The 26,297-nt window shown below is 70.0% G+C and carries 28 protein-coding genes and 1 pseudogene; 14 read left to right on the forward strand and 15 right to left on the reverse strand.

From position 1 onward, the window contains the following. Positions 1–396: 396 nt before the first annotated feature. Positions 397–1,200 (forward strand): HAD family acid phosphatase, encoded by an 804-nt coding sequence (locus ACTWQF_RS23285; RefSeq protein WP_443281578.1) that lies wholly within the window; start codon positions 397–399, stop codon positions 1,198–1,200. A 25-nt stretch (positions 1,201–1,225) separates the two neighbouring features. On the opposite strand, the gene ACTWQF_RS23290 is transcribed toward ACTWQF_RS23285, so the two are convergent. Then, positions 1,226–1,531 (reverse strand): protealysin inhibitor emfourin, encoded by a 306-nt coding sequence (locus ACTWQF_RS23290; protein ID WP_443281579.1) that lies wholly within the window; start codon positions 1,529–1,531, stop codon positions 1,226–1,228. A gap of 77 nt (positions 1,532–1,608) precedes the next feature. Continuing rightward, complete coding sequence (locus ACTWQF_RS23295; protein WP_443281580.1) at positions 1,609–2,706, reverse strand: M4 family metallopeptidase; 1,098 nt, start codon at positions 2,704–2,706, stop codon at positions 1,609–1,611. A 290-nt stretch (positions 2,707–2,996) separates the two neighbouring features. Here ACTWQF_RS23295 and leuA point away from each other — a divergent pair, with 290 nt between their 5' ends. The 8 genes from leuA (at position 2,997) to ACTWQF_RS23335 (ending at position 13,252) form a co-directional block, all read left to right on the forward strand. Continuing rightward, a complete protein-coding gene (gene leuA, locus ACTWQF_RS23300) occupies positions 2,997–4,796 on the forward strand; it encodes a 2-isopropylmalate synthase (protein WP_443281581.1) in 1,800 nt (599 codons plus the stop codon). A 223-nt stretch (positions 4,797–5,019) separates the two neighbouring features. After that, on the forward strand, positions 5,020–5,688 hold the full coding sequence (locus tag ACTWQF_RS23305; RefSeq protein ID WP_443281582.1) for a TerB family tellurite resistance protein: 669 nt from the start codon (positions 5,020–5,022) through the stop codon (positions 5,686–5,688). A gap of 103 nt (positions 5,689–5,791) precedes the next feature. Next, positions 5,792–7,162 (forward strand): GH1 family beta-glucosidase, encoded by a 1,371-nt coding sequence (locus ACTWQF_RS23310; protein WP_443281583.1) that lies wholly within the window; start codon positions 5,792–5,794, stop codon positions 7,160–7,162. Positions 7,163–7,291: 129 nt separating this feature from the next. Beyond that, entirely contained in the window at positions 7,292–9,451 is a 2,160-nt protein-coding gene (locus ACTWQF_RS23315; protein ID WP_443281584.1) for an MMPL family transporter, read from the forward strand. A 51-nt stretch (positions 9,452–9,502) separates the two neighbouring features. Then, a complete protein-coding gene (locus ACTWQF_RS23320) occupies positions 9,503–10,786 on the forward strand; it encodes a sensor histidine kinase (RefSeq protein ID WP_443281585.1) in 1,284 nt (427 codons plus the stop codon). Next, positions 10,783–11,496 (forward strand): response regulator, encoded by a 714-nt coding sequence (locus tag ACTWQF_RS23325; protein ID WP_443281586.1) that lies wholly within the window; start codon positions 10,783–10,785, stop codon positions 11,494–11,496. Before ACTWQF_RS23320 ends, ACTWQF_RS23325 begins: the two co-directional genes overlap by 4 nt. Positions 11,497–11,598: 102 nt before the next feature. Continuing rightward, positions 11,599–12,357, forward strand: coding sequence for a DNA repair protein RecO (gene recO, locus ACTWQF_RS23330; RefSeq protein WP_443281587.1), 759 nt, complete (start codon positions 11,599–11,601; stop codon positions 12,355–12,357). A 64-nt stretch (positions 12,358–12,421) separates the two neighbouring features. Next, positions 12,422–13,252 carry an isoprenyl transferase gene (locus ACTWQF_RS23335; protein WP_443281588.1) on the forward strand — a complete coding sequence of 277 codons (831 nt, stop codon included), beginning with the start codon at positions 12,422–12,424 and terminating at the stop codon, positions 13,250–13,252. Positions 13,253–13,350: 98 nt separating this feature from the next. Here the strand turns inward: ACTWQF_RS23335 and ACTWQF_RS23340 are convergent, their stop codons facing one another. Then, the gene (locus ACTWQF_RS23340) at positions 13,351–13,623 is read right to left on the reverse strand and encodes a DUF4190 domain-containing protein (protein ID WP_443281589.1); all 273 of its coding nucleotides are present in this window, start codon (positions 13,621–13,623) and stop codon (positions 13,351–13,353) included. A gap of 2 nt (positions 13,624–13,625) precedes the next feature. Beyond that, complete coding sequence (locus tag ACTWQF_RS23345; protein WP_443248531.1) at positions 13,626–13,787, reverse strand: hypothetical protein; 162 nt, start codon at positions 13,785–13,787, stop codon at positions 13,626–13,628. A gap of 139 nt (positions 13,788–13,926) precedes the next feature. Here ACTWQF_RS23345 and ACTWQF_RS23350 point away from each other — a divergent pair, with 139 nt between their 5' ends. Next, positions 13,927–14,589 (forward strand): TetR family transcriptional regulator, encoded by a 663-nt coding sequence (locus ACTWQF_RS23350; protein WP_443281590.1) that lies wholly within the window; start codon positions 13,927–13,929, stop codon positions 14,587–14,589. 18 nt (positions 14,590–14,607) lie between these two features. Here ACTWQF_RS23350 and ACTWQF_RS23355 read toward each other — a convergent pair whose 3' ends face one another. Together ACTWQF_RS23355 and ACTWQF_RS23360 are read right to left on the reverse strand one after the other, a co-directional pair. Beyond that, positions 14,608–15,354: an ABC transporter permease gene (locus ACTWQF_RS23355; RefSeq protein ID WP_443281592.1), complete on the reverse strand. Its 747-nt coding sequence runs from the start codon at positions 15,352–15,354 to the stop codon at positions 14,608–14,610. Continuing rightward, positions 15,347–16,288, reverse strand: a complete 942-nt coding sequence (locus tag ACTWQF_RS23360; RefSeq protein ID WP_443281593.1) for an ATP-binding cassette domain-containing protein — start codon at positions 16,286–16,288, stop codon at positions 15,347–15,349. The genes ACTWQF_RS23355 and ACTWQF_RS23360 overlap by 8 nt, the downstream gene beginning before the upstream one ends. An 86-nt stretch (positions 16,289–16,374) precedes the next feature. Here ACTWQF_RS23360 and ACTWQF_RS23365 point away from each other — a divergent pair, with 86 nt between their 5' ends. Beyond that, entirely contained in the window at positions 16,375–17,199 is an 825-nt protein-coding gene (locus ACTWQF_RS23365; RefSeq protein WP_443281594.1) for a TetR/AcrR family transcriptional regulator, read from the forward strand. A gap of 234 nt (positions 17,200–17,433) precedes the next feature. On the opposite strand, the gene ACTWQF_RS23370 is transcribed toward ACTWQF_RS23365, so the two are convergent. The 4 genes from ACTWQF_RS23370 to ACTWQF_RS23385 all read right to left on the reverse strand — a co-directional run bounded on the left by ACTWQF_RS23370 (position 17,434) and on the right by ACTWQF_RS23385 (position 20,758). Beyond that, positions 17,434–17,847, reverse strand: a complete 414-nt coding sequence (locus ACTWQF_RS23370; protein ID WP_443281595.1) for a Fur family transcriptional regulator — start codon at positions 17,845–17,847, stop codon at positions 17,434–17,436. A gap of 107 nt (positions 17,848–17,954) precedes the next feature. Further along, on the reverse strand, positions 17,955–18,887 hold the full coding sequence (locus ACTWQF_RS23375; RefSeq protein WP_443281596.1) for a metal ABC transporter permease: 933 nt from the start codon (positions 18,885–18,887) through the stop codon (positions 17,955–17,957). Beyond that, on the reverse strand, positions 18,884–19,684 hold the full coding sequence (locus ACTWQF_RS23380; RefSeq protein ID WP_443281597.1) for a metal ABC transporter ATP-binding protein: 801 nt from the start codon (positions 19,682–19,684) through the stop codon (positions 18,884–18,886). Before ACTWQF_RS23380 ends, ACTWQF_RS23375 begins: the two co-directional genes overlap by 4 nt. Positions 19,685–19,747: 63 nt before the next feature. Continuing rightward, positions 19,748–20,758 (reverse strand): metal ABC transporter substrate-binding protein, encoded by a 1,011-nt coding sequence (locus ACTWQF_RS23385; RefSeq protein WP_443281598.1) that lies wholly within the window; start codon positions 20,756–20,758, stop codon positions 19,748–19,750. Between the two features lie 199 nt (positions 20,759–20,957). Between ACTWQF_RS23385 and ACTWQF_RS23390 the strand changes: the two genes are divergently transcribed. After that, positions 20,958–22,340, forward strand: a complete 1,383-nt coding sequence (locus ACTWQF_RS23390; protein ID WP_443281599.1) for a glycine--tRNA ligase — start codon at positions 20,958–20,960, stop codon at positions 22,338–22,340. Positions 22,341–22,440: 100 nt separating this feature from the next. Here ACTWQF_RS23390 and ACTWQF_RS23395 read toward each other — a convergent pair whose 3' ends face one another. From ACTWQF_RS23395 to ACTWQF_RS23405, 3 genes are all read right to left on the reverse strand, one after another. After that, positions 22,441–23,178, reverse strand: a complete 738-nt coding sequence (locus ACTWQF_RS23395) for an SAM-dependent methyltransferase (protein WP_443281600.1) — start codon at positions 23,176–23,178, stop codon at positions 22,441–22,443. Between the two features lie 30 nt (positions 23,179–23,208). Beyond that, positions 23,209–23,814: a Uma2 family endonuclease gene (locus tag ACTWQF_RS23400; RefSeq protein ID WP_443281601.1), complete on the reverse strand. Its 606-nt coding sequence runs from the start codon at positions 23,812–23,814 to the stop codon at positions 23,209–23,211. A 111-nt stretch (positions 23,815–23,925) separates the two neighbouring features. Further along, complete coding sequence (locus ACTWQF_RS23405) at positions 23,926–24,207, reverse strand: ArsR/SmtB family transcription factor (protein WP_443281700.1); 282 nt, start codon at positions 24,205–24,207, stop codon at positions 23,926–23,928. On the opposite strand from ACTWQF_RS23405, the pseudogene ACTWQF_RS23410 reads away from it, so the two are divergent. Then, positions 24,199–24,325 (forward strand): annotated as a pseudogene (locus tag ACTWQF_RS23410) (NADH:flavin oxidoreductase/NADH oxidase); the annotation flags it as partial. The gene ACTWQF_RS23405 and the pseudogene ACTWQF_RS23410 sit on opposite strands and share 9 nt — an antisense overlap. 257 nt (positions 24,326–24,582) lie before the next feature. Here the strand turns inward: ACTWQF_RS23410 and ACTWQF_RS23415 are convergent. Then, positions 24,583–25,221: a LysE family translocator gene (locus ACTWQF_RS23415; RefSeq protein WP_443281602.1), complete on the reverse strand. Its 639-nt coding sequence runs from the start codon at positions 25,219–25,221 to the stop codon at positions 24,583–24,585. Between the two features lie 124 nt (positions 25,222–25,345). Here ACTWQF_RS23415 and ACTWQF_RS23420 point away from each other — a divergent pair, with 124 nt between their 5' ends. Beyond that, on the forward strand, positions 25,346–25,699 hold the full coding sequence (locus tag ACTWQF_RS23420) for a hypothetical protein (RefSeq protein ID WP_443281603.1): 354 nt from the start codon (positions 25,346–25,348) through the stop codon (positions 25,697–25,699). Positions 25,700–25,724: 25 nt separating this feature from the next. On the opposite strand, the gene ACTWQF_RS23425 is transcribed toward ACTWQF_RS23420, so the two are convergent. After that, complete coding sequence (locus ACTWQF_RS23425; RefSeq protein ID WP_443281604.1) at positions 25,725–26,270, reverse strand: hypothetical protein; 546 nt, start codon at positions 26,268–26,270, stop codon at positions 25,725–25,727. Positions 26,271–26,297 lie beyond the last annotated feature (27 nt).

Here is a 26,297-nt window from a genome sequence, read left to right on the forward strand (position 1 = left end):
GTCCGCCCCGGCCTCCGGCCGGAGGCCGGGGAATGCCACCGACCGTGCGGCGTGCCACCGACCATAGTGCTTCCGGGACGCGGCCGGTGCCTGCGCAAGGGCGTGCCCCCGCGCGGAATCCCGTAGCGGGAGAGGTGGGCGAGGCGGGAGACCGAAGAGGTGGCCGTAAGACGCGTCCGGCTGCCCAGCAAAGCGCAATCCATGCAGCACTCAGAGTGATATCGCCCCGGCTCGGCCACCCGCCCTGGCCGCGACGCCGTCGCAGCCGCGCAGGTTTTACGCATCGTTGAATCTCCGCGCGTAGATGACCGGTTGAGTGCGCTGCTACGTTCCCCAGGAACTTCACCGGGTTCTCATGCCCCTGCCAACTTGCCAAGTGCCGCGAGGAGCCGCGCAATGCCCCGTTCTCTCCGTTCAGTTCTGTCCCTCGTGGCCGTCGCCGCCGTCGCCGGCACGGCCTTCTTCGGGGTCGGGCAGGCCACGGCCGACCACGCGGCGCCCAGGACCGACAAGGAGATCCCCAACCTCGACCAGGTGAAGACCAAGATCGAGGCGTACTACGGCGACATCGAGACCCCGGACGGCGAGCACTACGCCTCACCGCACAGCAATTACGCCAAGCAGACCCGCGGCATTGCCGCGAAGGCCCGCAAGGACCTCGAACGCGATCTGCGCAAGTACGACTCCGGGCACGGCTCCGCAGCCGGCTCCCGGAACAAGCCCGCCGTGGTGCTCGACGTGGACGACACCACGCTGCTCACCTACAACTTCGAGCGCGAGATCGGCTACCACTTCACGCCGCAGGCGCAGGACGAGTACCTGCGCACCAAGAACATGGACCCGGTCTTCGGCATGCGGAAGCTCGTCAACTGGGCCCACAGTAAGGGCGTCACGGTGTTTCTGGTCACCGGGCGCAAGGAGTACCAGCGCGACTGGAGCGTGCGGAACCTCAAGAAGGCCGGCTACAAGAACCCGGTGGGCAAGGACCGCTTCTTCCTCAAGAACGAGGAGCACCCGCCGCCCTACCTCGACTGCGGCAGCGACTGCACGACCGTCGAGTACAAGTCGGGCACACGCAAACACATCGAGGGCCGGGGCTACGACATCCTCGCCAACTTCGGCGACCAGTACAGCGATCTGAAGGGCGGGTACGCCGACCGGAAGGTCAAGCTGCCCAACCCCATGTACTACCTGCCCTGACCAGGCACGGATCAGGGCAGGGCGCTCATGCTCCCTCCTTGAGCACCTTTCTCACCAGCGCCGACTGGGCCTCGGTGAGCTTGGGGTCGGCGAAGTGGGCGGTGGCGGGCCTGGAGGCGCCTCCAGGCCGGTGGCCGGAGGAGCCGCTCTCGATGCTCACCTCGTAGTGGAACCCGTCGGGCACGCCCATCGGCGCCTCGCTGAGGCCCTCGCGCACCGCCTGGTCGGCCAGGTGCGCGAGCTCCTCGGCGTCGGGCCGGCCCGCGGTGTCGAGGGTGGCCCGGCGGGAGAGCCCGCCGAAGCCACCCGTGCGAATGACAGTGATACGCATACGTCCATCTTCCCGGCCGTCCGGCCGCACGTTAAGTACCGGAAGGGCGGCTTCGGGCCGACGGCGTCAGCGCTCCGTCACTCCGTCGTCACACCCACCTCGGACCAGCACTTGCGTACCGCCTCGTGCTCGTCGCTGCCGTCGCCGTATCGGGACTTGGCGGTCTCGGTGGTCGCCGCGGCGAACGCCGCGAAGTCCGCGTCCGCCTGCAGCGAGCCACCGGTGAGGGTGTCGTACCAGATCTGGCCCGCGCGTTCCCAGGCGTTGCCGCCCAGGTCCACGGCGAGCTTGTAGAAGGCGTGGTTGGGGATGCCGGAGTTGATGTGCACCCCGCCGTTGTCCGTGCCGGTCTCGACGTAGTCCTCCATCGTCGCCGGCTGCGGGTCCTTGCCGAGCACGTCGTCGTCGTAGGCCGTGCCGGGCGCCTTCATCGAGCGCAGGGCCTCGCCCTCCACCCGGTCGGTGAACAGTCCGGAGCCGATCAGCCAGTCTGCCTCCTGCGCGCTCTGGCCCAGGCCGTGCTGCTTGATCAGCGAGCCGAAGACGTCGGAGACCGACTCGTTGAGCGCTCCGGACTGGCCGAAGTACTCCAGGTTGGCGGTGTACTGCGTCACTCCGTGGGTCAGCTCGTGGCCGATGACCTCGACCGGCAGCGTGAAGTCGCGGAAGAGCTCGCCGTCACCGTCGCCGAACACCATGCGTTCGCCGTCCCAGAAGGCGTTGCCGTACTCCTCGCCGTAGTGCACGGTCGCGTCCAGGGGAAGCCCCGCGCCGTCGATCGAGTAGCGGTCGTAGACGCTCAGAAACAGCTCGAAGGTGGCACCCAGGCCCGCGTAGGCGCGGTTGACCGAGGCGTCCTGAACGGGCTCGGAACCCTCCTCGCGGACCGTCTTGCCGGGCAGCTGCTCCTTGTTCTCCGCGTCGGAGATGGTGCGCTGCGGCTTGCGGTCCGCAGGGTCGACTTCCGACGCGGCCGGTGCTGCCGCGAGGAGGCCGTGACGCACCGTGGTGATCCGGCGCCGGGTGCGCTGGGTCGCGTCCCGCTCCAGGGTGCGCCGGGCCGGCCTGGAGAGGACGTCGTCGCTGTGCCTGGATACCTGGTCGAGAAGGTGCGGAGGCACGATCGTGCAGAAGACGGGATGGGCCTGCGGTGAGTGCGCGCGGTGTGCGTTCATAGAGAGCAATGTGGCACTGGGTTACCGAGCTGTCACCGGTAGCGGCCATGATTCGCACAAAACGGTGTTGAACGGGGCGGCGGGATGTCCTTTTCGCCGGTGTCCCGCATGGTGATACGACCCTGGCTGCCCGGCGGGCCTCGGTTATGCTGCCAACATCATGCGTTTCGGGCTGCTTCTTCTTAGCTGCCGCGGCGAGGGTCTGTAGCCACCGCAAGGCCGACCCCCTCCCCGCGGAGTTCAGTGCTGTCGTCGGTCTTGGAACAGCCACCACAGGAGCCCTGAACGCCATGACATCCCAGCAGTCGGCCTCTGCCCGGCCCGCCCGCTCGCCCCACACCCCCATCGGCCGTGCCACCCCGCTGACCTCAGCGTCCGTACGCCAGCGCCCCTCCGGCATGCCGGTCCACCGGTACGGACAGTACGAGGCCGTCGACCTGCCCGACCGCACCTGGCCCGGCAGCCGGATCACCAAGGCCCCGCGCTGGCTGTCGACCGATCTGCGGGACGGCAACCAGGCGCTGATCGACCCGATGTCCCCGGCCCGTAAGCGGGAGATGTTCGACCTGCTGGTCCGGATGGGCTACAAGGAGATCGAGGTCGGCTTCCCCTCCTCCGGCCAGACTGACTTCGACTTCGTGCGCTCCATCATCGAGGAGGACGCGATCCCCGAGGACGTGACGATCTCCGTCCTCACCCAGGCCCGCGAGGAGCTGATCGAGCGGACCGTCGAGTCGCTGAAGGGCGCCCACCACGCCACGGTCCACCTGTACAACGCCACGGCTCCGGTCTTCCGCGAGGTCGTCTTCCGCGGCACCCGCGACCAGGTCAAGCAGATCGCCGTGGACGGCACCCGGCTGGTGATGGAGTACGCCGAGAAGCTGCTGGACGACCGCACTGTCTTCGGCTACCAGTACAGCCCGGAGATCTTCACCGACACCGAGCTGGACTTCGCGCTGGAGGTCTGCGAGGGCGTCATGGACGTATGGCAGCCCGAGAACGGCCGCGAGATCATCCTGAACCTGCCCGCCACCGTCGAGCGCTCCACGCCCAGCACCCACGCCGACCGTTTCGAGTGGATGGGCCGTCACCTCTCCCGCCGCGAGCACGTGTGCCTGTCCGTGCACCCGCACAACGACCGGGGCACCGCTGTCGCCGCCGCCGAGCTGGCCGTGATGGCGGGCGCCGACCGCGTCGAGGGCTGTCTGTTCGGCCAGGGCGAGCGCACCGGCAACGTCGACCTGGTGACTCTGGGCATGAACCTGTTCAGCCAGGGCGTCGACCCGATGATCGACTTCTCGCAGATCGACGAGATCCGGCGTACCTACGAGTACTGCAACCAGATGGAGGTCCACCCGCGCCACCCGTACGTGGGTGACCTGGTCTACACCGCCTTCTCCGGCTCCCACCAGGACGCCATCAAGAAGGGCTTCGATGCCATGGAGGCCCGCGCGGCCGAGGCCGGCAAGAGTGTGGACGAGATCGAGTGGGCCGTCCCGTACCTGCCCATCGACCCCAAGGACGTGGGCCGCTCCTACGAGGCCGTCATCCGCGTCAACTCGCAGTCCGGCAAGGGCGGTATCGCCTATGTGCTCAAGGGTGAGCACAGCCTGGATCTGCCCCGCCGGATGCAGGTGGAGTTCTCCAAGATCATCCAGGAGAAGACCGACACCGAGGGCGGCGAGGTGACGCCGGCCGACATCTGGGTGGCCTTCCAGGACGAGTACCTGCCGACCCCCGAGAAGAGCTGGGGCCGCATCGCGCTGCGCGGCGCGCAGACCTCCACCACCAGCGAGGGCGCCGACGCACTGACCGTCGAGGCCGTGGTCGACGGTGAGCCTGTGGTGCTGAGCGGCACCGGCAACGGCCCGCTGGCCGCCTTCTTCGACGCCCTGCACGCCATCGACGTGGACGTACGGCTGCTCGACTACGTGGAGCACACCATGAGCGAGGGCGTCGGCGCCCAGGCCGCCGCCTACATCGAGTGCGCCATCGGCGACCAGGTCCTGTGGGGGGTGGGCATCGACGCCAACATCGTGCGGGCCTCCATCAAGGCCGCCGTCTCCGCCGTGAACCGCGCCTACCGCTGAGCACCTGGGCCCCATCTCCCAGGGCTCGCCCTCGCGTTGGGGGTGCCGGGTCCGCTTTCCGTACCGGAGCGGGCCCGGCTCCACCCCCTTATGGCGGAGCTGCGCGTGCCGAACGTGACCGGCACGGCCGAAAACGGCTCCAGGGGCTGTCTCCGGCGCTCGGCTGTGGTTAATATCACGTCACCCGGCGACGTTGCCGAATCGTGATGGAGGTGCGAGGGTCATGCGCCAACGACCCTTCCGTGTACGTCTCGCAGGGGTCCGCACGAGCTGGCGCACCCTCGATGACGGCGACTTCTTCTGCCCCGGCTGTGGAGGTGACCGTCGCTACCGCAGGCGCACGGGCCGGCGCCGGTTCGTCGTTCTGGGCCTCCCGCTGATCCCGCGCGGCCTCGCGGGGCCCGTCGTCGAATGCGTCGCCTGCCGGGGCCACTTCGGCGCCGACACCCTCGACCGGCCCACCACCGGGCGCCTCGCCGCCATGCTGCGCGAGGCGGTGCACAGTGTGGCGCTCGCCGTGCTGGCCGCCGGCGGCTCGGACGCACGGGCAGCGCGCGAGACGGCCGCGGAGACCGTACGGGCCGCGGGCTTTCCGGGCTGCACCGAGGAGGAGTTGACCGCGCTGCTCGCCGTGCTCACCGCGGAGAGCAGACAGCACGGCCGCGGCGGGATCTCCCTGGAGATCGAGCTGCACGAGGTGCTCGCCCCGCTCACCCCGCATCTGGCCGTGCCCGGCCGCGAAAGCCTGCTGCTGCAAGGAGCGCGGATCGCGCTGGCCGACGGGGTGTACTGCGCGGCCGAGCGCGAGGTGCTGGCCACCATCGGGCGGGCGCTGGAGCTCGGGGCCGCGGACGTGGACCGGCTGCTGGCCCAGGCCCGTACTCCATCCTGACGGGCTGTCACCGTCGTTCCGGCTTACTGGTTACGCCCGTTCGTACTTCCAGGTTACGCACGGGTATTGACTCCTCGTCAGGACGCTGGTGGGCTCCCCTGGCATGACGAGCCAGCAGCCGTTACCCACCTTCCCCGACGGGTTCCTGTGGGGCGTATCGACCTCCGCGTTCCAGATCGAAGGCGCGCCGGAGGGGGACGGGCGCGGACCGTCGGCCTGGGACGCATTCGTCCGCCGACCCGGCCGGATCAAGGACGGCAGCGACGCCACCGTCGCCACCGACCACTACCACCGCTGGCCCGAGGACGTGGCGCTGCTGCGTGAACTCGGCGTCGGCGCCTACCGGTTCTCGATCTCCTGGCCCCGCGTCCTGCCCTCCGGCAACGGACGGATCAACGCGCCGGGGCTCGATTTCTACGACCGGCTCGTCGACGCGCTGTGCGAAGCCGGTATCCGGCCGGCGCCCACCCTCTTCCACTGGGACACCCCGCTCGCGATCGAGGAGGGCGGCGGCTGGCTGCGGCGTGAGACGGCGCAGCGGTTCGCCGACTACGCCGAGGTGGTCGCCGCCCGCCTCGGGGACCGCGTCGCGCACTGGATCACGCTCAACGAACCCGCCGAGCTGACCCTGCTCGGATACGGGCTCGGCGTGCACGCACCCGGCGAACGGCTGCTGTTCGACGCGCTGCCCGCCGCGCACCACCAGTTGCTCGGGCATGGACTGGCGGTCCGCGCGCTGCGGGCCCACGGCGCCCGCTCCATCGGCATCGCCAACTCGCACGGTCCCGTCCAGCCGCTGTCCGACAGCGCCGCGGACACCGGCGCCGCGGACTTCTACGACACCCTCAGCAACCGGCTGTTCGCCGATCCGCTGCTGCTGGGGCGCTACCCCGACCCGGGGCTTGCCGCGCTGCTGCCGGGGCCCGTCGACGAGGACCTCAAGGTGATCAGCGAGCCGCTCGACTGGTACGGCGTCAACTACTACCAGCCCACCCTGGTCGGCGCGGACGGCTCAGCCGGTGACTTCGCGGGCATCGACCTTCCCGCCGAACTCCCCGTCGCCCTGCACGGGATACCGGACCGGGAACGCACCGGGTCCGGCTGGGCCGTCGTCCCCGAAGGGCTTACGGAGACACTGCGCACGCTGCGCGAACGGTACGGCGAGCGGCTGCCGCCCGTCATGATCACCGAGAACGGCTGTGCGTATCCGGACCGGACCGAGGACACCCGCCGCATCGCCTTCCTCGACGCGCACCTGCGTGCGCTGCACGCGGCCCTCGCCGAAGGGGCCGACGTACGCGGCTACTTCGTATGGTCGCTGCTGGACAACTTCGAGTGGGCCGAGGGCTGCACCCAGCGCTTCGGCCTCGTCCACGTGGACTACACGACTCTGGAGCGCACCCCGAAGGACTCCTTCCACTGGCTGCGTCAGGCCCTGCGAGGGCACAACGGGGGAGTACGCCCGGGGGAGTAACGGGTGCCCCGGGACGACCGGGGGTGTAGTGGGGGGTTCGGTCGCTGGGGCGACGATCGGGGCGCGGAGGGCCGGGAGTCTGGTCGGGAGTCAGCCATCCCGACGTAACAGACCGAGAAGGGGGCCCGGATGGGACCCGCGACCGAAGTGACCGAGAGGGCGGCCACGCCCACGCCGCAACCCGGGGGCCGAGCTCCCGAGAACAGACGGCCCCGTGCCGTTCCGTGGGCCGTCATAGCGCTGTGGGTCGTCGTCCTCGCGCTGGCCGTGCCGTTCGCGGGGAAACTCATGGACGTCACCCGCGACAAGCCCACCGACTACCTGCCCGGCGGCGCCGACTCCACCCGCGTGCAGCACCTGGTGGAGCAGCTGCCCGGTGGCGGCACCAGCGCGCTGCTGCTCGTACACCACCGCGACGGCGGGCTGACGGCTGCGGACCGGGAGCTGGCCCGCACTCAGGCGCGCGAGATCGCCACCACCTACGCCCTCGCGGGTGAGAAGAAGGGCACCCTCCCGCGCACCGTCCCCGCGAAGGACGGGAAGACCCTCCTCACCGCGTTCTCCCTCACCGGGATGGGAGACGAGGACGTACGGGACAAGGCGGTGCACCACATCCGGGACCGGATCATCCGGGACGGGAGCGCTGATCCGCCGCGCGGGCTGACGGTGGAGCTGGGCGGCCCGGGAGCGATGGCGGCGGACAGCAGCGAGATCTTCGAGTCCGTCGACGGGACACTGATGCTGGGGACGGCGGTGGTCGTCGCGCTGCTGCTGATCCTCACCTACCGCAGCCCGGTGCTGTGGCTGGTACCGCTGCTGGTGGTCGGAGTGGCGGCGCTGGCTGCCCGGGCGCTCGTCTACGGGCTTGTGCAGGCGTTCGACCTGACGGCCACCACCATGAACACCTCCGTGATGACGGTGCTCATCTTCGGCGCCGGCACCGACTACGCCCTCCTGCTGGTGTCGCGCTACCGCGACGAACTGCGGACCCATGAGCGGCCGTTCGACGCGATGACCGCCGCGCTGCGCGGCTGCGGGCCCGCAGTGCTCGCCTCGTCCGGCACGGTCGCGGCGGGGCTGCTGTGCCTGCTGGCGGCGGACTTGAACAGCGTCAACGCGCTGGGCCCGGTAGGCGCCGTCGGTGTCGTCTGTGCGCTCGCCGCGATGATGACACTGCTGCCCGCGCTGCTCGTACTGCTCGGGCGGCGGCTGTTCTGGCCGCTGATTCCCGCGTACGGCAGCAAGCCGCCGGTCCGCCGCACGCTGTTCACCTTCATGGGCAGCTCGGCGGGGCGCCGCCCGGTCACCGTGCTGGTGGGCGGTGCGCTGCTGCTCGGTGTGCTCTGTCTCGGCTCCTTCGCGATGCCGGGCGATCTGCGCGAGCAGGACACCTTCACCGAGAAGCCCGAGTCGGTCTCCGCGCAGGAGACGGTGCAGCAGGCGTTCCCCGAAAGCAGCAGCCAGCCGGTCACGGTGCTGGCCCGCAGCAGCGCGGCCGGGGACGTCGAGCGGACGGTACGCGGCACGGACGGCGTCGTACGGGTCGAGAAGGGGCGCAGCGGCGGCGGCTGGACGGAGTTCTCCGCGTACGCGAAGGACAAGCCGGAGTCGGCGGGTGAGAAGGCCACCATCCGGCAGCTGCGCGACGGACTGGACGGACTGGCCGGGGCCGAGGCCATGGTCGGCGGGCCCAGCGCCCAGCAGCTCGACCTGCAGGAGACCAACGCGGACGACCGTATGCGAGTGATCCCGCTGGTGCTGGTGGCGGTGCTGGTCATCCTGATCGCGCTGCTGCGCAGCCTGGTGGCGCCGCTCATCCTGACGGTCGCCGTCGTCGCCTCCTGGGGAGCCGCGCTGGGGCTGGGCGGGCTGGCCTTCGAGCCGGTGCTGGGCTTCGAAGGGCTGGACCCGGGCATCCCGCTGATGACGTTCGTCTTCCTCGTCGCACTCGGCGTCGACTACGGCATCTTCCTGATGCACCGCACCCGCGAGGAGTCGCTGCGCGGGGTGCCCGTCACCGATGCCGCACTCGTGGCGCTGCGCACCACGGGCGGGGTGATCGCCTCGGCGGGCATCGTGCTGGCCGCCACCTTCTGTGTGCTGGCGACGCTGCCGATGGTGCTGATGGCCCAGATGGGTCTGATCATCGCGGTGGGCGTGCTGCTGGACACCTTCTTGGTGCGCACGTATCTGGTCACCTCCGCCAGCCTGTTGCTGAAGCGGTGGATGTGGTGGCCGGGCCGGCTGTTCCGCACGGCGGGCGAGGGCGAGGGCGCACGCCGTGAGTGAGGGACGCACCCCGCTGCCGCAACCCGTGGCACGTACCGCAGGATTGGGGCTGTGCAGCTGCCCCGGAATCCGGTGAACACCCTCGTGCAGCGCTCCCTGCGTCCGCAGCAGCGGGGAGCGCCCGTCACACGGCGCGATGTGGTGCTCGCGGTGGTCATCTGCGCCGTGCAGACCGCGATGGCGCTGACCGCCTCGCCCGCCGGCGGGCGTTTCCCCACGGTGCTCGGCTGGGCGCTGCTGACCTGCTCCGGCGCGCTGTTGGTCTTCCGCCGCCGGGCGCCGTGGCTGACGATCCTCGGGATTCTGGTGTGCGTCGGCCCGTACCACGCGCAGGACTTCTCCCATCTGGCCGCCGTGCCCGCTGCGCTGATCGGGCTCTACTCGATGGCCGTCGCCGGGCCGCCGCTGCGCTCGCTCGTCACCCTGTGCACGATCGTCGGCTTCATGGTGACGGTGATGAGCAGTACCGGCCGGACCCACGAGCTGAGCGACATGTTGCGCTCCTCCGGGTGGATCGTGGTGTGTGTGCTGTTCGGCGAGACGGTGCGGATCCACCGCGACTATCTCGCCGCCGTCGTGGAGCGCGCCGAGCGGGCCGAACGCACCCGCGAGGAGGAGGCCGCCCGCCGCGTCGCGCAGGAGCGCCTGCGCATCGCCCGCGATCTGCACGATCTGCTCGCGCACAGCATCACCCTGATCGGAGTGCAGACGTCCGTCGCCGCACATGTGCTGGTCGCCGACCCCGAACGGCTCGACCGGGAGGCGGTCGCCAAGGCGCTGGAGGGCATCTCCGACACCTGCCGGGGCGCGCGGGCCGAACTGCGCACCACACTGGAGGTCCTGCGCGCCGGGGACGCCGAAGGGATGGAGCCGCTGCCGGGCCTGTCCGGACTGCCCGACCTGGCCAGGGCCGCCTGTGACGCGGGCGCGCACGTCGAGCTGTCCGTAAGCGACTCGGCGCACGTCCTGGCGCCCGCGCCCGCTGTGGGCGCCGCCGCCTACCGCATCGTCCAGGAGGCGCTGACCAACGCCGTACGGCACGCCGGTGCGTCCGTCTGCGTACGGGCCCGGGTGGAGGCGGCGGGCGGGGCGCTGCGGGTCAGCGTCGTCGACGACGGCGGGGGTGCAGCCCCGGCGGATGAGAGGGAGGGGACGAGCAGTCCCGGCGGGTTCGGTATCGCCGGGATGCGGGAGCGGGCCCGCAGCGTCGGCGGCTCCCTCGAGGCCGGGCCCCGCGCTCCCCGCCCCGGGTTCGCCGTGACCGCCCTGCTGCCCGCCCGACCGTCCGCCGCAGCACCGGCATCCGCCGCAGTACCGAGGGAGGCCCTGTCATGACGGAAACCCCGCGAAACACAGCCGGCGGCAGCAGCCCCGTCCGGATCGTCCTCGCAGACGATCAGACGCTGGTGCGGGCGGCGTTCGCCATGCTCATCGCCTCCGCGCAGGACATGACCGTGGTGGGGGAGGCGGCGACGGGCCGGGAAGCCGTCGCGCTGGCCCGCTCCACCCGCGCGGACCTCGTCGTCATGGACATCCGTATGCCCGACCTCGACGGCATCGAGGCCACCCGGCAGATCGCCGCCGAGGAGGACCTGGCCGGGGTGAAGGTCCTCGTCCTGACCACCTACGACACCGACGAGCACGTGGTAGAGGCCCTGCGTGCCGGGGCCTCCGGCTTCCTGGTCAAGGACACCCGCCCCGCCGAGCTGCTGGATGCGATCCGAACCGTCGCCGCGGGCGAGGCGCTGCTCTCACCCGGACCGACCGCCAGGCTGATCGCCCGCGTGCTGCGCGCCCCGGCACCGGACGTGCCGGGGACGCCGTACCCGGAGGCCCTGGCCGCTCTCTCGGCCCGCGAGCGCCAGGTCCTCGCCCTCGTCGGGCGCGGCCTCAACAACACCGAGATCGCCGAGGCGCTTGCGCTCTCGCCGCTCACCGCGAAGACCCATGTGAGCCGCATCATGGGCAAGCTCTCCGTGCGTGACCGCGCACAATTGGTGATCGTCGCCTATGAGTCCGCCCTCATCACGCCGGGCGCCCCCTGATGCCGAGGGGGTGTGCTTCCCCCTGCGGCGCTTGGGCAGTCTGCGCCAGGGGCGCAGGGTGGGCAAGCGCAGCCCCCATGCCGGGTGCGGGAGAATGAGGGCATGACCCTGTTCCGTGATGACGGCATCGTCCTTCGCACGCAGAAGCTCGGCGAAGCCGACCGCATCATCACGTTGCTCACGCGGGGGCACGGGCGGGTGCGGGCTGTGGCGCGGGGGGTGCGGCGGACGAAGTCGAAGTTCGGGGCGCGGCTGGAGCCGTTCAGCCATGTCGACGTGCAGTTCTTCGCGCGGGGCAGTGAGCTGGTGGGGCGCGGTCTGCCCCTCTGTACGCAGACGGAGACGATCGCCCCGTACGGCCAGGGCATCGTCGCGGACTACGACCGCTACACCGCGGGGACGGCGATGCTGGAGACCGCCGAGCGCTTCACCGACCACGAGGGCGAGCCGAACGTGCAGCAGTATCTGCTGCTGGTCGGCGGACTGCGCACCCTCGCGTCGGGCGAGCACGGGGCGGGTCTGGTGCTGGACGCCTTCCTGCTGCGCTCCCTCGCGATGGGCGGCTACGCGCCCAGCTTCGCGGACTGCGCCAAGTGCGGGCTGCCGGGGCCGAACCGGTTCTTCTCCGTGGCGTCGGGCGGCGTGGTGTGCGCCGACTGCCGGGTGCCGGGCAGCGTCGTACCCTCCCCGGAGGCGCTGCGGCTGCTGGGTGCCCTGCTGACCGGCGACTGGGAGACGGCGGACGCCGCCGAGCCCCGGCACTGCCGGGAGGGCTCGGGTCTGGTCTCGGCGTATCTGCACTGGCACCTGGAGCGCGGGCTGCGCTCCCTGCGCTACGTCCGGCAGGCGGCGGGCGGCTAGGAGCGGTTAGGCTCGGGCGGGTCAGCACTGTCCCTGAGTCCTGCCCGCTGGAGATGAGTACCGAATGGCACGCCGCGGAATGCTGTCCTGGTCGCAGCAGCGCGAGTACGCGACGCCCGAACCGCACCCTTCCGGTGCCCGGCCGCCCAAGATCCCGGGCGAGCTGGTCCCCAACCATGTGGCGGTCGTCATGGACGGCAACGGCCGGTGGGCCAAGCAGCGGGGGCTGCCGCGCACGGAGGGCCACAAGGTCGGTGAAGGCGTCGTCATGGACGTGCTCAAGGGCTGCATCCAGATGGGCGTGAAAAACCTGTCGCTGTACGCCTTCTCGACCGAGAACTGGAAGCGCTCGCCCGAAGAGGTGCGCTTCCTGATGAACTTCAACCGGGACGTGATCCGCCGCCGCCGGGACGAGATGGACGCGCTGGGAATCCGCATCCGCTGGGTGGGGCGGATGCCCAAGCTGTGGAAGTCCGTCGTGCAGGAACTCCAGGTCGCCCAGGAGCAGACGAAGAACAACGACGCGATGACGCTGTACTTCTGCGTCAACTACGGCGGCCGTGCCGAGATCGCGGACGCGGCGCGCGGTATCGCCGAGGACGTGGCCGCGGGCCGGCTGGATCCGGCCAAGGTCAACGAGAAGACCTTCGCGAAGTATCTGTACTACCGCGACATGCCGGACGTGGACCTCTTCCTGCGCCCGTCGGGCGAGCAGCGTACGTCCAACTACCTGATCTGGCAGAGCGCGTACGCGGAGATGGTCTACCAGGACGTGCTGTGGCCGGACTTCGACCGGCGTGATCTGTGGGCGGCCTGCCTGGAGTACGCCCGGCGCGACCGCCGCTTCGGCGGTGCGCGCAACGACGACGAGCAGCAGTCCGCCAAGGGCGCGTAGGGGGTGCCCCTGCCCGCCGCCTGCGGGTGCGTTGTGGTTGCTCGCGCCCACGCGGCGGAGCCGCATATGAACACAGCCCCGCGCCCCTTCGGGGTGTGTCAGCCTCCGAAGCTCCAGGAGACGGTGCCGTTCGCGGTCACGAGGACGGCGAGCACGAGAAGATCCGCGGCGCCCAGGGCGGTGCCCAGGAGGGCGCGGCCGCGGCGGGTGGTGCCGCGGGCGAGGGCCAGTCCGCCCAGTACCAGGGCGCAGGGGCCGAGGATGATGTTGAAGACCAGCAGCCCGACCAGACCCATGACGAACGAGGCCACGGCCATGTCGTCGGCGTCCCCCGTCCGGGTACGGCCCTTGCGGAGCAGCACGGTGCTCATGGTCAGCTCCTCTGCCGGTTGCGGCGGGTGCGCTCGCGGATGGTGAAGACCAGCAGCCAGGCGGCGATGACCGCGGCTGCCGAGAGGGTCACCGGGGGCGGCAGTTGGGCCGGCGGGCCCACCAGTACGCCCAGCAGGAGGAACGCTGCGACGAGGAAGATCATCTGTTCCTCTCTCTCAACTCGTTGTGTGTGAGCGGTCGTCGTGCGCTTGAATGTTCAGTGAACAGCTGTTGTTACAACTGTTCACTGAGCTTGAGACTACAGCATTGCGGCGCTCGGCGCACAACTGTTTACTGAGACTATGAGCAGCACCCCCCACTCGACAGCCCACTCGCAACGGGACCTCCAGAAGGCCCGGACGCGCCGCGCACTGCTGGACGCCGGACTGGCGCTGCTGGAGGAGCAGAGCCTCAGCAGCATCGGCCTGCGCGAGATCACCCGCGCCGTGGGCATCTCGCCCGCGGCCTTCTACCGACACTTCCGGGATGTGAGCGACCTGGGAGTCGCCCTGGTCGAGGAGTCGCTGGGCAGCCTGCACGCGGTGATACAGGCCGGGCTGACCGAGCGCACCGAGGACGGTGAGCGTATCGACCACCTCGTCGACGCCATCGCCCGCTTTGTGCACGAACACCCCGAGCACATCCGCTTCGTATGCCGCGAACGGCACGGCGGGGTGGCCGCCGTACGGGTCGCCATCGGCGCCCAACTCGACCGGTTCGCCGAGGAGGTGGCCGACGCGCTCGCCCGCGACGAGGTCTCCCGGGGCTGGAGCGCGGAGGACCTGCGCATGCTGGGTGAGATCTACGTCGACCACATGGTGATGACCGCCTCCGCCTTCCTGGAGGCGGCCCAGGGTGAGGGTCCGCCGGAGGACGTCGTGGCCCGCACGGCCCGCCGCCAGCTCCGCCTGATCAGTCTCGGCCGCCGCTACTGGACCTCCGACCCGGCGACCCTCACCCCGTAACACCGTTGCCCGGCGCCGTCAGCCGGTGCGCCGCCGGAACAGCACCGCGCACAGCGGCAGCGTCACCGTCAGCAGCCCCACGCACCAGGCGAGGGCCAGCCAGGGGCTGTTGCCGGCGGGCTGGTCCAGCAGCAGCCCGCGCAGGGACTCGATCACGGGGGTCACCGGCTGGTTGTCGGCGAAGCCGTGCAGCCAGTCCGGCATGGTGTCGATCGGTACGAACGCGCTGCTGGGGTACGGCAGGAAGAGCATGCCGAAGGTGAACCCGCCTGCCGCCTCCGGGGTCCTGGCCAACAGCCCTGCCGCGGCGCCCAGCCAGGAGAGCGTGGTGATGTAGAGCAGCAGGATGCCGCTCGCCGCCAGCCAGCCCACCACATCCGCCTGCGGCCGGAACCCGATCGCGAACGCGACGGCCAGCACCGCCGCCGTGGCTGCCAGGTTACGTGCCATGCTTGCCGCGACATGGCCGGTCAGCACGGCGGTGGGGCCGGTGTCCATCGAGCGGAAGCGGTCGATGATGCCGACCGTCATGTCGTTCGAGACGGTGGTCGCCGTCATCGACGCACCGTATCCCGCGCACAGGATCAGCACGCCGGGCGCCACATAGGTCACGTACTTCCCGGTGCTCGTCTCGATGGCGCCGCCGAAGAAGTAGACGAACACCAGCATCAGCAGCACCGGCAGCACCAGAGCCATGATCACCGCGTCCGTGTTGCGCCGGGTCAGCCGGACGGACCGGCCCGCCAGCACCAGGTACTCACTCATGGGTCAGCTCCAGGAAGACGTCGTCGAGGGTGGCGCTGTGCAGTGCGAAGCGCGCGACGTGCTCGCGCGTGGGGTCCAACTCGTCGAGCAGCGCCCGCACATGGGCCGCGCTGCCGTCGGTCGCCACCCCCAGCACCAGTTCCTCCCGCGCCTGGTGCAGCACCCGTCCACCGAGCCGGCCCGCCAGCTCCGCGTACGCCGCGTGCCCGGCCATCGTCAGATCGAGACGCTGGGCCGTGACCGTCTTCTTCAGCTCCTCCGGCGTGCCCTGGGCGATGACCCGGCCCCCGTCCAGCACGGCCACCTGGTCGGCCAACTGATCGGCCTCCTCCAGATACTGCGTGGTCAGAAAGACCGTCACGCCTGCCTGGGTCAGTGAGCCGACCGTCTCCCACATCGTGCGGCGGCTGCGCGGGTCGAGCCCCGTCGTCGGCTCGTCCAGGAAGACCACCTCCGGGTCGCCGACCAATCCGGCCGCGATGTCCAGCCTGCGCCGCATCCCGCCCGAGTACGTCGACACCCGGCGGCCCCCCGCCTCGGTGAGCGCGAAGCGCTCCAGCAGTCCCTCGGCGCGGTGGCGTGCCGCAGCGCAGGAGTGGCCGCGCAGCCGCGCCATCATCCGCAGGTTCTCCAGCCCTGTCTGCTCCTCGTCGAGGGCCGCGTACTGGCCGGTGAGGCTGATGGCGCGGCGCACCCGGGACCGGGCGGTGAGCACATCGTGCCCGGCCACGGTGGCCTGCCCCGCGTCGGCGTCGGTGAGCGTCGCCAGGATGCGGACGGTGGTGGTCTTGCCTGCTCCGTTCGGTCCGAGCAGTGCGAAGACGCTGCCGCGCCACACCCGCAGATCGAGGTCCTCGAGCACCCGTACGGAGCCGTACGCCTTGCTCAGCCCGTGAGTCTCGATCGCCCAACTCGCCTCTGGCGCTGGGTACATGGCACGTCCCCCCTCTTCTGTGTATCCGATACGCGCTACTGCGTATGCCATAAACTTTACTGCGTATGCTATACACGCTTCAAGCGGTGAAGGGCAACCCGAAGGGCGGAACGGCAACGATGGCGAAGCGGGAGCAGCAGTCACCGAGCGGTCTCCCGGCAGGCGTGGCCGCCGCCTGGGGGCTCAAGGAGCGGCCCGGCAAGGGCCCGGCACGCGCGCTGGACGTACGGCGGATCGTCGCCGCCGGCATCGGCATCGCCGACGCCGAGGGGCTCGGCGCGCTCTCGATGAGCCGCGTCGCCTCCGAGATCGGCGTCTCGACCATGGCGCTCTACCGCTACATCTCGGGCAAGGACGACCTGCTGATCCTGATGGAGGACGCCGCCATCGGCACCCCGCCCCAGGGTCCCGCAGCCGCGCATGAGGGCTGGCGCCCGGGCATGGAGCAGTGGGCCCGCGCCTACCGCGCCGTCCTACAGCGTCACCTGTGGATCGTCCGTATCCCCATCAACACCCCGCCGTTGTCCCCGCACAACGTGGAGTGGATGGAACAGGCCCTCACCCACCTGCGGGGCACCGGACTGGACGCCGAGGAGAAGCTCGGCGTCCTGATCACCCTCAGCGGCTATGTCCGCAGCAACGTCGCGCTTCTTGCGGACATCGACGAGGCGAGCCGCACGAACGCCACCGAGTGGGCGGACGTGGAAAAGCGGTACTGGCGCCTGCTGACCGACCTGACCGCCACCGGCGACTTCCCGGCCATCCGTGAACTGCTCGCCTCCGGCGAACTGAGCGACGGCGCTGCCGACGACACGGAGGGCACCGCGGATTTCGAGTTCGGCCTGGCCATGATCCTGGACGGCGTGGAAGCGTTGGTTTCCGAACGCCCCGCCCCTCCGTTGTCCCGGTGAGGGGGTGCCCCTGCTCGTAGCTCGCGGGCTGCGGGCGCTCCCCCAAGCTCTTCGAGCAGGGAGGTACCCCCATGGCTGGTCGCGCAGTTCCCCGCGCCCCTTCGGGGCGCATCCCCTGCTGCGAAGCTTGGGCAGTCTGCTCCCCCAAGCTCTTCGAGCAGGGGGTACCCCCAGGGCGCAGGGTGGGCAAGCGCAGCCCCCCATGCCGGGTACGCAGGATCCGCCGGGCAAGCCTTAAGCGGCGGCGGCGCACTCCCCGCACGTGCCGAAGATCTCCACCGTGTGTCCCACGTTCACGAAGCCGTGCTCGGCCGCGACCGAGGCGGCCCATTTCTCCACCACGGGGCCCTCGACCTCCACGGCCTTGCCGCAGACGCGGCAGACCAGATGGTGGTGGTGGTCGTCACTGTGGCAGCGCCGGTAGACGGCCTCGCCGTCGTCCGTACGCAATACGTCGACCTCGCCGGCGTCGGCGAGGGACTGGAGGGTGCGGTAGACCGTGGTGAGCCCCACCGAGTCGCCCCGGTGCTTGAGCATGTCGTGCAGTTCCTGCGCGCTGCGGAACTCCTCGACCTCGGCGAGTGCCGCCGAGACGGCGGCGCGTTGCCGGGTCGACCGGCCGCGTACGGGGGGACCTGCGGTGGTCACGCTCTGGCTCCTTACGTTCGTCGGCTCCGGGGAGGCGCCGAGGCGGCTCCGGATCGGCGCGGCGTTCGCGGACCCCCATTGTGCCAGGCGCTCCCCGTGGCCGGGTATTACACCCTGCTCGGGCGGTCCACCTGCCCCCTGCTGTCGCCGGCCTTCTCGTTCCCGTCCGCTACCAGGGTGCCCTCTGACTCCCCTCCGGCGACAGTCCTTCCTCGGTCACGCGAGGCCCTGCGCCGGGCCAGCGGCGCGGCCAGCACCGTGACCAGGCCGAAAAGCGCGATCGCGAGGACGACGATGCTGGCGCCGGGCGGCACGTCGGCGTAGTAGGACGTCATCGTGCCGGAGAGGGTAACGGCGACGCCGAAACCCATCGCCAGCCCCAGCGTGGCGGCGAAGCCGCGGGTGGCCTGCTGCGCCGCGGCCACCGGGATCACCATCAGCGCGCTGACCAGCAGCAGCCCGACCACCCGCATCGCCACCGTGACGGTCACCGCTGCCGTGACGGCCAGCAGCAGGTTCAGCAGCCGTACCGGAAGCCCCGTGACCCGGGCGAACTCCTCGTCCTGGCAGACGGCGAACAACTGCCTCCGCAGCCCGAGCGCGACGAGCAGCACGAATACGGACAGCCCGACGATGGCGGCGATGTCCTCGGGAGAGACGGTGGTGATGGAGCCGAAGAGGTAGGTGGTGAGGTTGGCGTTCGAGCCGTTCGGCGACAGATTGATGATCAGGACGCCGCCCGCCATACCGCCGTAGAACAGCATCGCCAGTGCGACATCGCCCCGCGCCTTGCCGTACCAGCGGATCAGCTCCATGGTGACCGCGCCCAGCGACGAGACGAGGACGGCCATCCACACCGGGTTGGCGCTCAGCAGGAAGCCCAGCGCCACACCGGTGAGCGCGACATGGCCGATACCGTCGCCCATGATCGCCTGGCGGCGCTGTACGAGGTAGATGCCCACGGCGGGCGCCGCGATGCCGACCAGCAGCGCGGCGAGCAACGCACGCTGCATGAACGGGTAGTCCAGCATCTCGATCATGAGAGCAACCCCGTCTCGATCCTCGGTGCCGCCTCCGCGGCGGGTACGGAGCCGTGCGGATGGCAGGCAAGGTCGTGCAGCCGGTCGGGGTTGTCCACCCGCTCGACCTGCCCGTCCCGCAGCACCACGGCATGGTCGATCAGCGGTGCGAGCGGGCCGAGTTCGTGCAGGACGAGCAGTACGGAGGTGCCCTGCTCCACCTGGCGGCGCAGGGTGTCGGCCAGTACCTCCTGGTTGGCCACGTCCACGCCGGCCAGCGGCTCGTCCATGATCAGCAGCTCCGGTTCGGCGACCAGCGCCCGGGCGATCAGCACCCGCTGGTGCTGTCCGCCGGAGAGCGACTCGACCGGGTCCCGCATCCGGTCCGCCATGCCGACCAGCTCCAGCGCTTGCCGCACCGCGGCCTTGTCCTCGCGGCCCAGCGGCCTGAAGCGGCGCCGCGCCAGCCGGCCGGCCGAGACGACCTCCCGTACGGTCGCCGGGACCCCGGCAGCGGCCGTGGAGCGCTGCGGCACATAGCCGAGCCGCCGCCACTCGCGGAAGCGGGCCGACGGGGTGCCGAACAGCTCCAGTTCACCGCCGGTGAGCGGCACCTGGCCCAGCACGGCCCGGATGGTGGTGGACTTGCCCGAGCCGTTGGCACCCAGCAGCGCGACCGTCTCGCCGCGCGCCACCGTCAGGTCCACTCCGCGCAGTACGGGCCGCCCGCCCAGCGCGGCGGTGGCGCCGCGCAGGGCGACGGCCGGCGGCTTCTCGGCTATGCCGGCGCCGTCCGGGGCCGCTGTCGTCCTCGTCATGCCTCACGTCCTCACTACGCGACTACGCGATACGCGACTACGCGCAGAGCGCTGCGCCCTGACTCACTGAGCGTCGAGCGCCGTCTTGAGCGCGGTCAGGTTCTGGTGCATCACGGAGAAGTAGTCGTCCTTCTTCGGGTCCTTGATGGTCTCGATGGGGCTGAGCACCGAGGTCTTCAGGCGCAGGTCTCCGGCGAGAGTCTTGGCGGTCTTGTCGCTGGCGGTGTTCTCGAAGAAGACGGTGTCCACGTCGTCCTTCTTGGCGACCTTGTGCAGCTCCTTCATCCGGGCCGCGCTCGGCTCGGACTCCGGGTCGATACCGGAGACCGCCTCCTCGTGGAGACCGTACCGCTCCGCGAGGTAGCCGAAGGCGGCGTGGGTGGTGATGAAGGTGTCGGTCTTCTTCTTCTTGAGACCGTCCTTGAAGTCCTTGTCGAGGTCCTTGAGCCGGGAGACGAGTTTCTCGGTGTTCTTCTTGTACTCGTCCTTGTGGTCGGGGTCCGCCTTCTGGAGCTTCTTGCCGACCCCCTCGGCGACCTCGGAGTAGCGCACCGGGTCGAGCCAGACGTGCGGGTCGCCCGCGGCGTCCTCGCCGTGGTCGTGGCCCTCGTGCTCCTCGTGGCCCTTCTCCCCGTGCTCCTCGTGGCCCTTTTCCCCGTGCTCGTCGTGGCCTTCCTCGCCGTGCACGTCGGTGCCGTGCTTCTCCAGCGTGGTGAAGGAGGTGGCATCCGCGATGTTCTTGACGCCGGACTGGTCGACCGCCTCGTCCACGGCGGGCTGGAGTCCCTTGAGGTAGACGATCAGGTCCGCCTCGCTGAGCTCCCCGGTCTGCTTCGGGCTCAGCTCCAGGTCGTGCGGCTCGGTGCCGGGCTTGGTGAGGTTCTGTACCTCGACGTGGTCACCGCCGATCTGCTGAGCGAGATACGCCATCGGGTAGAAGGACGCGGCCACCTTCACCTTCCCGTTGTCGCCGGAGCCACTGCCACAGGCGGCGAGGGAGAGGGAGGCGAGGCCGAGAGCGCTGAGGGCGGCGCCGGTACGTATGAGCCGACGGGGGCGGGGACCGATGTTCATGACACTCATTTTCATCCGAATTGGAAACGATTGTCAACTAGAGGTTTGCGCTCCGTGATCACGCCGCGTAGCCCGGCCGAGTTCTGGCGGAACGCACCCGGAACGGATGCGCGAACCAATACCGGAACCGATTTGCCGCGCCCCCTACGGCCCCCAGTAATCTGAGGTATTCCGTCTCGTCGTCAATGAAGAGAGCACCGTGGCCGCCGACAAGATCGACACAATTGTCAGCCTCAGCAAGCGCCGTGGCTTCGTCTACCCGTGCAGTGAGATCTACGGCGGTCAGCGTGCCGCCTGGGACTACGGGCCGCTGGGCGTGGAGCTGAAGGAGAACATCAAGCGCCAGTGGTGGCGCTCCATGGTCACCTCCCGCGACGACGTGGTGGGCATCGACTCGTCGGTGATCCTGGCCCCCGAGGTCTGGGAGGCATCGGGTCACGTCTCCACCTTCACCGATCCGCTCACCGAGTGCACCTCGTGCCACAAGCGCTTCCGTGCCGATCACTTGGCCGAGGCGTACGAGGCCAAGCACGGCCGGGAGCCGGAGAACGGTCTGGCCGACATCAACTGCCCGCACTGCGGCAACAAGGGCGGCTTCACCGAGCCCAAGCAGTTCTCCGGGCTGCTCTCCACCCACCTCGGCCCCACCCAGGACTCCGGCTCGGTCGCCTATCTGCGTCCCGAGACCGCGCAGGGCATCTTCACCAACTTCGCCGCGGTGCAGCAGACCTCCCGCAAGAAGCCGCCGTTCGGCATCGCGCAGATGGGCAAGTCGTTCCGGAACGAGATCACGCCGGGCAACTTCATCTTCCGCACCCGCGAGTTCGAGCAGATGGAGATGGAGTTCTTCGTCAAGCCGGGTGAGGACGAGGAGTGGCACCAGTACTGGATGGACCAGCGCTGGGCCTGGTACCGCGACCTGGGCATCCGCGAGGAGAACATCCGCTGGTACGACCACCCGAAGGAGAAGCTCTCCCACTACTCGAAGCGCACCGCCGACATCGAGTACCGCTTCAACTTCGGCGGCACCGAGTTCTCCGAGCTGGAGGGCGTCGCCAACCGCACCGACTTCGACCTCACCGCGCACTCCAAGGCGTCCGGCCACGACCTGTCGTACTTCGATCAGGAGGCGGGCGAGCGCTGGACGCCGTACGTCATCGAGCCGGCGGCGGGTGTCAACCGCGCGATGCTCGCCTTCCTGCTGGACGCCTACATCGAGGACGAGGCGCCCAACGCCAAGGGCAAGATGGAGAAGCGCACCGTGATGCGCCTCGACCCGCGGCTCGCCCCGGTCAAGGTCGCCGTGCTGCCGCTGTCCCGCAACGAGAAGCTCTCGCCGAAGGCCCGCGGCCTCTCGGAGACGCTGCGTAAGCACTGGAACATCGAGTTCGACGACGCGGGCGCCATCGGCCGCCGCTACCGCCGCCAGGACGAGATCGGCACCCCGTTCTGCGTCACCGTTGACTTCGACACCCTCGACGACAACGCCGTCACCGTGCGTGAGCGCGACACCATGAAGCAGGAGCGGGTCTCCCTCGACCAGATCGAGAGCTACCTGGCCGGCCGCCTCATCGGCTGCTGAGCCGCTGCGCCTGCGCCTACGCCTGCACCTGCGCTTACGCCGCCGAGGCCCGGCACCCTGCGAGGGGGTGCCGGGCCTCGGCTTCGTCACTGACCGGGGCTCACCCGGTAGTGCGGCGCAGCAGCAGACACACGAAGCCGAAGCTGTCCCGGTAGCCGCGCAGCCACTCGTCCCGGTGCTGGGCTGCCGCCCGCAGGGCCTCGGCGCTGTCGGGGTGGTCGCGATGGTCCAGCGCCCAACGGGAGAGCGAGCCGGTCCAGTTCCACTCGTAGTCGTCCAGCTCATGCCGCGTGGAGAGGTGCGCGTACACCGGCGTCCAGCCGTCGGCCGTCACCTTCTCGACCGTCCCCGCCAGATCCTCGTACTCACCGAGCGTCTCCCGTGCCAACGGGCGCGGCTCCCGCTCCCAGTACGCGTCCCCGACCAGCACGGTGCCGCCGGGCGCCAGCTGTCCGCGTGTGGCGTCGAGGGTGGCCAGGAGCCCGCCGAACGCGTGCGTGGCACCGACGCTCAGCACCACGTCGAAGCGCTGCTCCGCCGGGAACGCCGCTGCCTGTGTACGGTGCAGCGTCAGCCGCTCCGCGACCCCCGCCTCCTGAGCCCCGCGCCGGGCCTGCTTCAGCGCCTCCGCCGAGACGTCCACGCCCTCAGCGGCCACGCCCGGATGCTGCCCCAGTACGCGCAGCAGCCAGGCCCCCTCACCGCACCCGAGGTCGAGTACGCGTTCGTCCCCGCGCACGACGGCACGGGAGAGCAACCGGTTCACGGAGGAGTCGTCGAGCGGCGCCGCGATGGGATGGTCGGCGTGGGCGAGGAGGGAGCGGGTCTGTCTGTCCATGCGGGCACTGTGACAGAGGGGGCGCGCTACTCACCCCTCGTTTTCCGGGGGCTTGCCGAAGGCTGTTGTGCCGAGTTCGAAGTCGAACGGCAGGGGGAGACGCAACGCTTTGCCGAACTGGCATGTCTTGCGCGTCCTGTACCCCTCGGGTGCCGGGTCCGAAAAGACGGAGACGGTTTGCTTCTCCATGTCGAGCAGCAAATAGACGCCTACGCCTGCCTTCGCGTAGACCGCCAACTTGTCACTCCAGTCGACATTGCGCGTCGAGGCCGAGGTCAACTCGGCGACGAGCACGAGGGCTTCGCCGTCGATGTACCGCTCTTCGGTGTCGAAGGCCGCCTCGGAGGCGACGAAGACATCAGGCCCGAAGGCCCGTTCCTGGTCCGGGAAGGTGAAGAGGTAGGGGGAGCTGTCCACGATCGTTCCCGTGGGCACATGCGGTTCCAGCTGGGCACGCAGGGAGCGCATCGCCCGCAGGTAGTACCCCTTCGACCACGGCGACATGACGATGTTTCCCCCGATGATCTCCGCCCGATAGCCCTCGGGCACGTCCATGGTCATGAGCGTCCGGAACAGCGCATCGAAGCTGCCGTCCGGTTCCTCGGGGGTCTCTATGGCCGTGGGTCGATCGAGCATCACTGTCATGATGCGCCCTCCAGGTGCTGTGATCCAGTCACAACTCACCGTAGCCAGGCGCACCGACAATGTGAGCGGATCACCGGGCGCGGTCTCTCGAAGGGATGGGTTTCAGGCTGAGGCGGCCCGTAGCACCGCGTCGAGCAGCCCCGGAAAGAACACGTCCAGGTCCGCGCGGCGGAGGCAGTTGATCTTGGCGGTGCCGCGGTAGCACTGGTTGATGACGCCCGCCTCGCAGAGGACGCGGAAGTGGTGGGTGGCGGTCGAGGCGGAGACGGGCAGTTCGACCTGGGAGCAGGTGGCCCCGTTTCCCTCGCCCTCGCCGTGGGCGTTCAGCACGGTGGCGATCCGTAGGCGCACCGGGTCGGCCAGCGCGTGCAGCACCGCCTCCAGCCCACCGACTGGCTGACCGAGCCCCGAGGATAACCGTGAGGGGTGGACGGGCGACGACACCGTCCGGTTCGCCAAGGAACTGCTGTCCCGGGGCGTGGACCTGCTCGACACCTCCTCAGTGCCGCCGTGGAGCTGGGTGCCGAACCGCGCCGTCCGGTGCAGTACCACCGGGCCTGACCGCGCACCTTGTGCCGGGCTTCAGGCGGCTGCCGCGGTGCCGTCGCCCAGCCGTTCCCGGTTAGGGCCGGTGCGGCTGCTGCCACGCACCGGAAAGTAGGAACTCCCTCGCTGCCCGCGGAAATACCCCGGCGCCGGCACCTATGCGTCATCCGTATAACCGCTCGTGGGGAGGCGGCTCGGTGCAGCTGGGCGCGGCTATTCCTTGCGCCCCGTCGCGGCGACCGTGACCCCGAGCCCGATCATGGCGAGCCCGCCCGCGCCGCCGACCATGGACAGCCGCCGCGGCGAGCGCGCGAACCAGCCGCGTGCGGTGGCCGCGGCCAGCCCCCAGGTGCCGTCCGAGACGACGGCGATGACGTTGAAGACGAGGCCCAGCAGCAGCATCTGCAAGGTCACATGCCCCTGCTCCCGGTCCACGAACTGCGGCAGTACGGCGGCGAAGAACACGATCGTCTTCGGGTTGGCGACCCCGACCGCGAACCCCTCCCACAGCGTCCGCAGCCCGCCGTGCGCGGCGGCCTGGCCCTCGAACGCGTCCTGCAACGAGCGGCGTTGCCGCCACGCCTTGATGCCCAGATAAACGAGGTAGGCGGCACCCGCCAGCTTCAGCACCGTGAAGACGAGGACGGACCGCTCCACCAGCGTCCCGATCCCCAGCGCCACGGCGATCACCAGCACATACGCGCCCAAGGTGTTCCCCAGCACCGTGGTGAGCGCCGCCCGCCGCCCGTGCGCCAGCGCCCGGCCCACGACGAACAGCACGCTGGGCCCCGGAACGACGATGAGCAGGAACGACATGGCCGAGAAGGCAAGCATGCGGTCGACGGAGAGCATACGTTCATCAAACCGAAGCCCGGTCGCGTGCGCACCTCATTTCGCTCCGGCCACGGGCTTCACGTATGCCACGTATGCCATATATGCCACGTATGCCTGAAGTTAAGTCACCAGGAGTGAACCGATGCCGCTTGTTGAAGTCACCTATGCGCCCGACGTTCCCGAAGCGACGCTCCGCGAACTCGGCTCGGTGCTGCCGCACCTGGTCTCCGTAGCCGTGGAGTGCCCCGAGGAGCCTTACGACGGCGACCTGCAACCCGGCGATGTGGAGCTCCGCTTCCGGGAGCTCGGCCCCTTCGACCGCTGCGGCCTGGACGTCGTGATCGAGGTGCGCTCCAAGTGGTTCGAGAGCAGAGCCGCCAACCGTCAGGAGCGCGTGGACCAACTCCACGAGAGCATCGAGGAGGCGACCGGCCTCGACGACTTCGGCGTCTACCTCTCCCTCCCGGTGGCCGCCTGGTCCCAGGGGGAGGAGTAGCAGCGGTTCTCGCCGGGGGCGGGCCTCAGTTCAGCTGATGCACAAACGCGACCAGGAACAGCGCGGCGGCCACACAGCTCAGCAGCACCGTCGGCAGCACCCATGCGGGCCTGCGCTCGCCGCGCAGCGGGGCCGTCAGCCGACGGTGCAGGGCGGCCAGGCCGTACAGCAGCCCGATCGCCGCCGCGCTTATCGGCACACTCACCCCGAAATGTGCGAGCCAGGCGCCGGCCTTGCTGGGCCCGCCCCAGGAGTCGTCGTACGGACCGCTGTCCACAAAGCCGTAGAACAGCCCGCGGGTGGTGCCCATGGCGATCACCCCGGCGAGTATCAGCGCCAGTACGCCGAGCAGCACGGTGAGCGCTGCGTGCACCACAACCCGCATCGCGCTCGCCCCCGGCTGCGCCCGCAGCGCCCTCCGGGCGGGCCCGCCCTGCCCGCCGAGCGCCATGACGAGGGCGAACAGTCCGACGGGGAAGAGCGTGACCGCCTCTCCCAACCGCCGCCCGAATCCCCGTTTGAGGGACGGTGCGGAGGGAGCGGGCGCTGTGGCATTCCGGGAAACGTTCATGAACGCGAAGCTAGGGCGCCGACTGTG

Source organism: Streptomyces sp. 8N114 (assembly GCF_052245835.1).
In the GTDB taxonomy this organism is placed as follows: Bacteria; Actinomycetota; Actinomycetes; order Streptomycetales; family Streptomycetaceae; genus Streptomyces.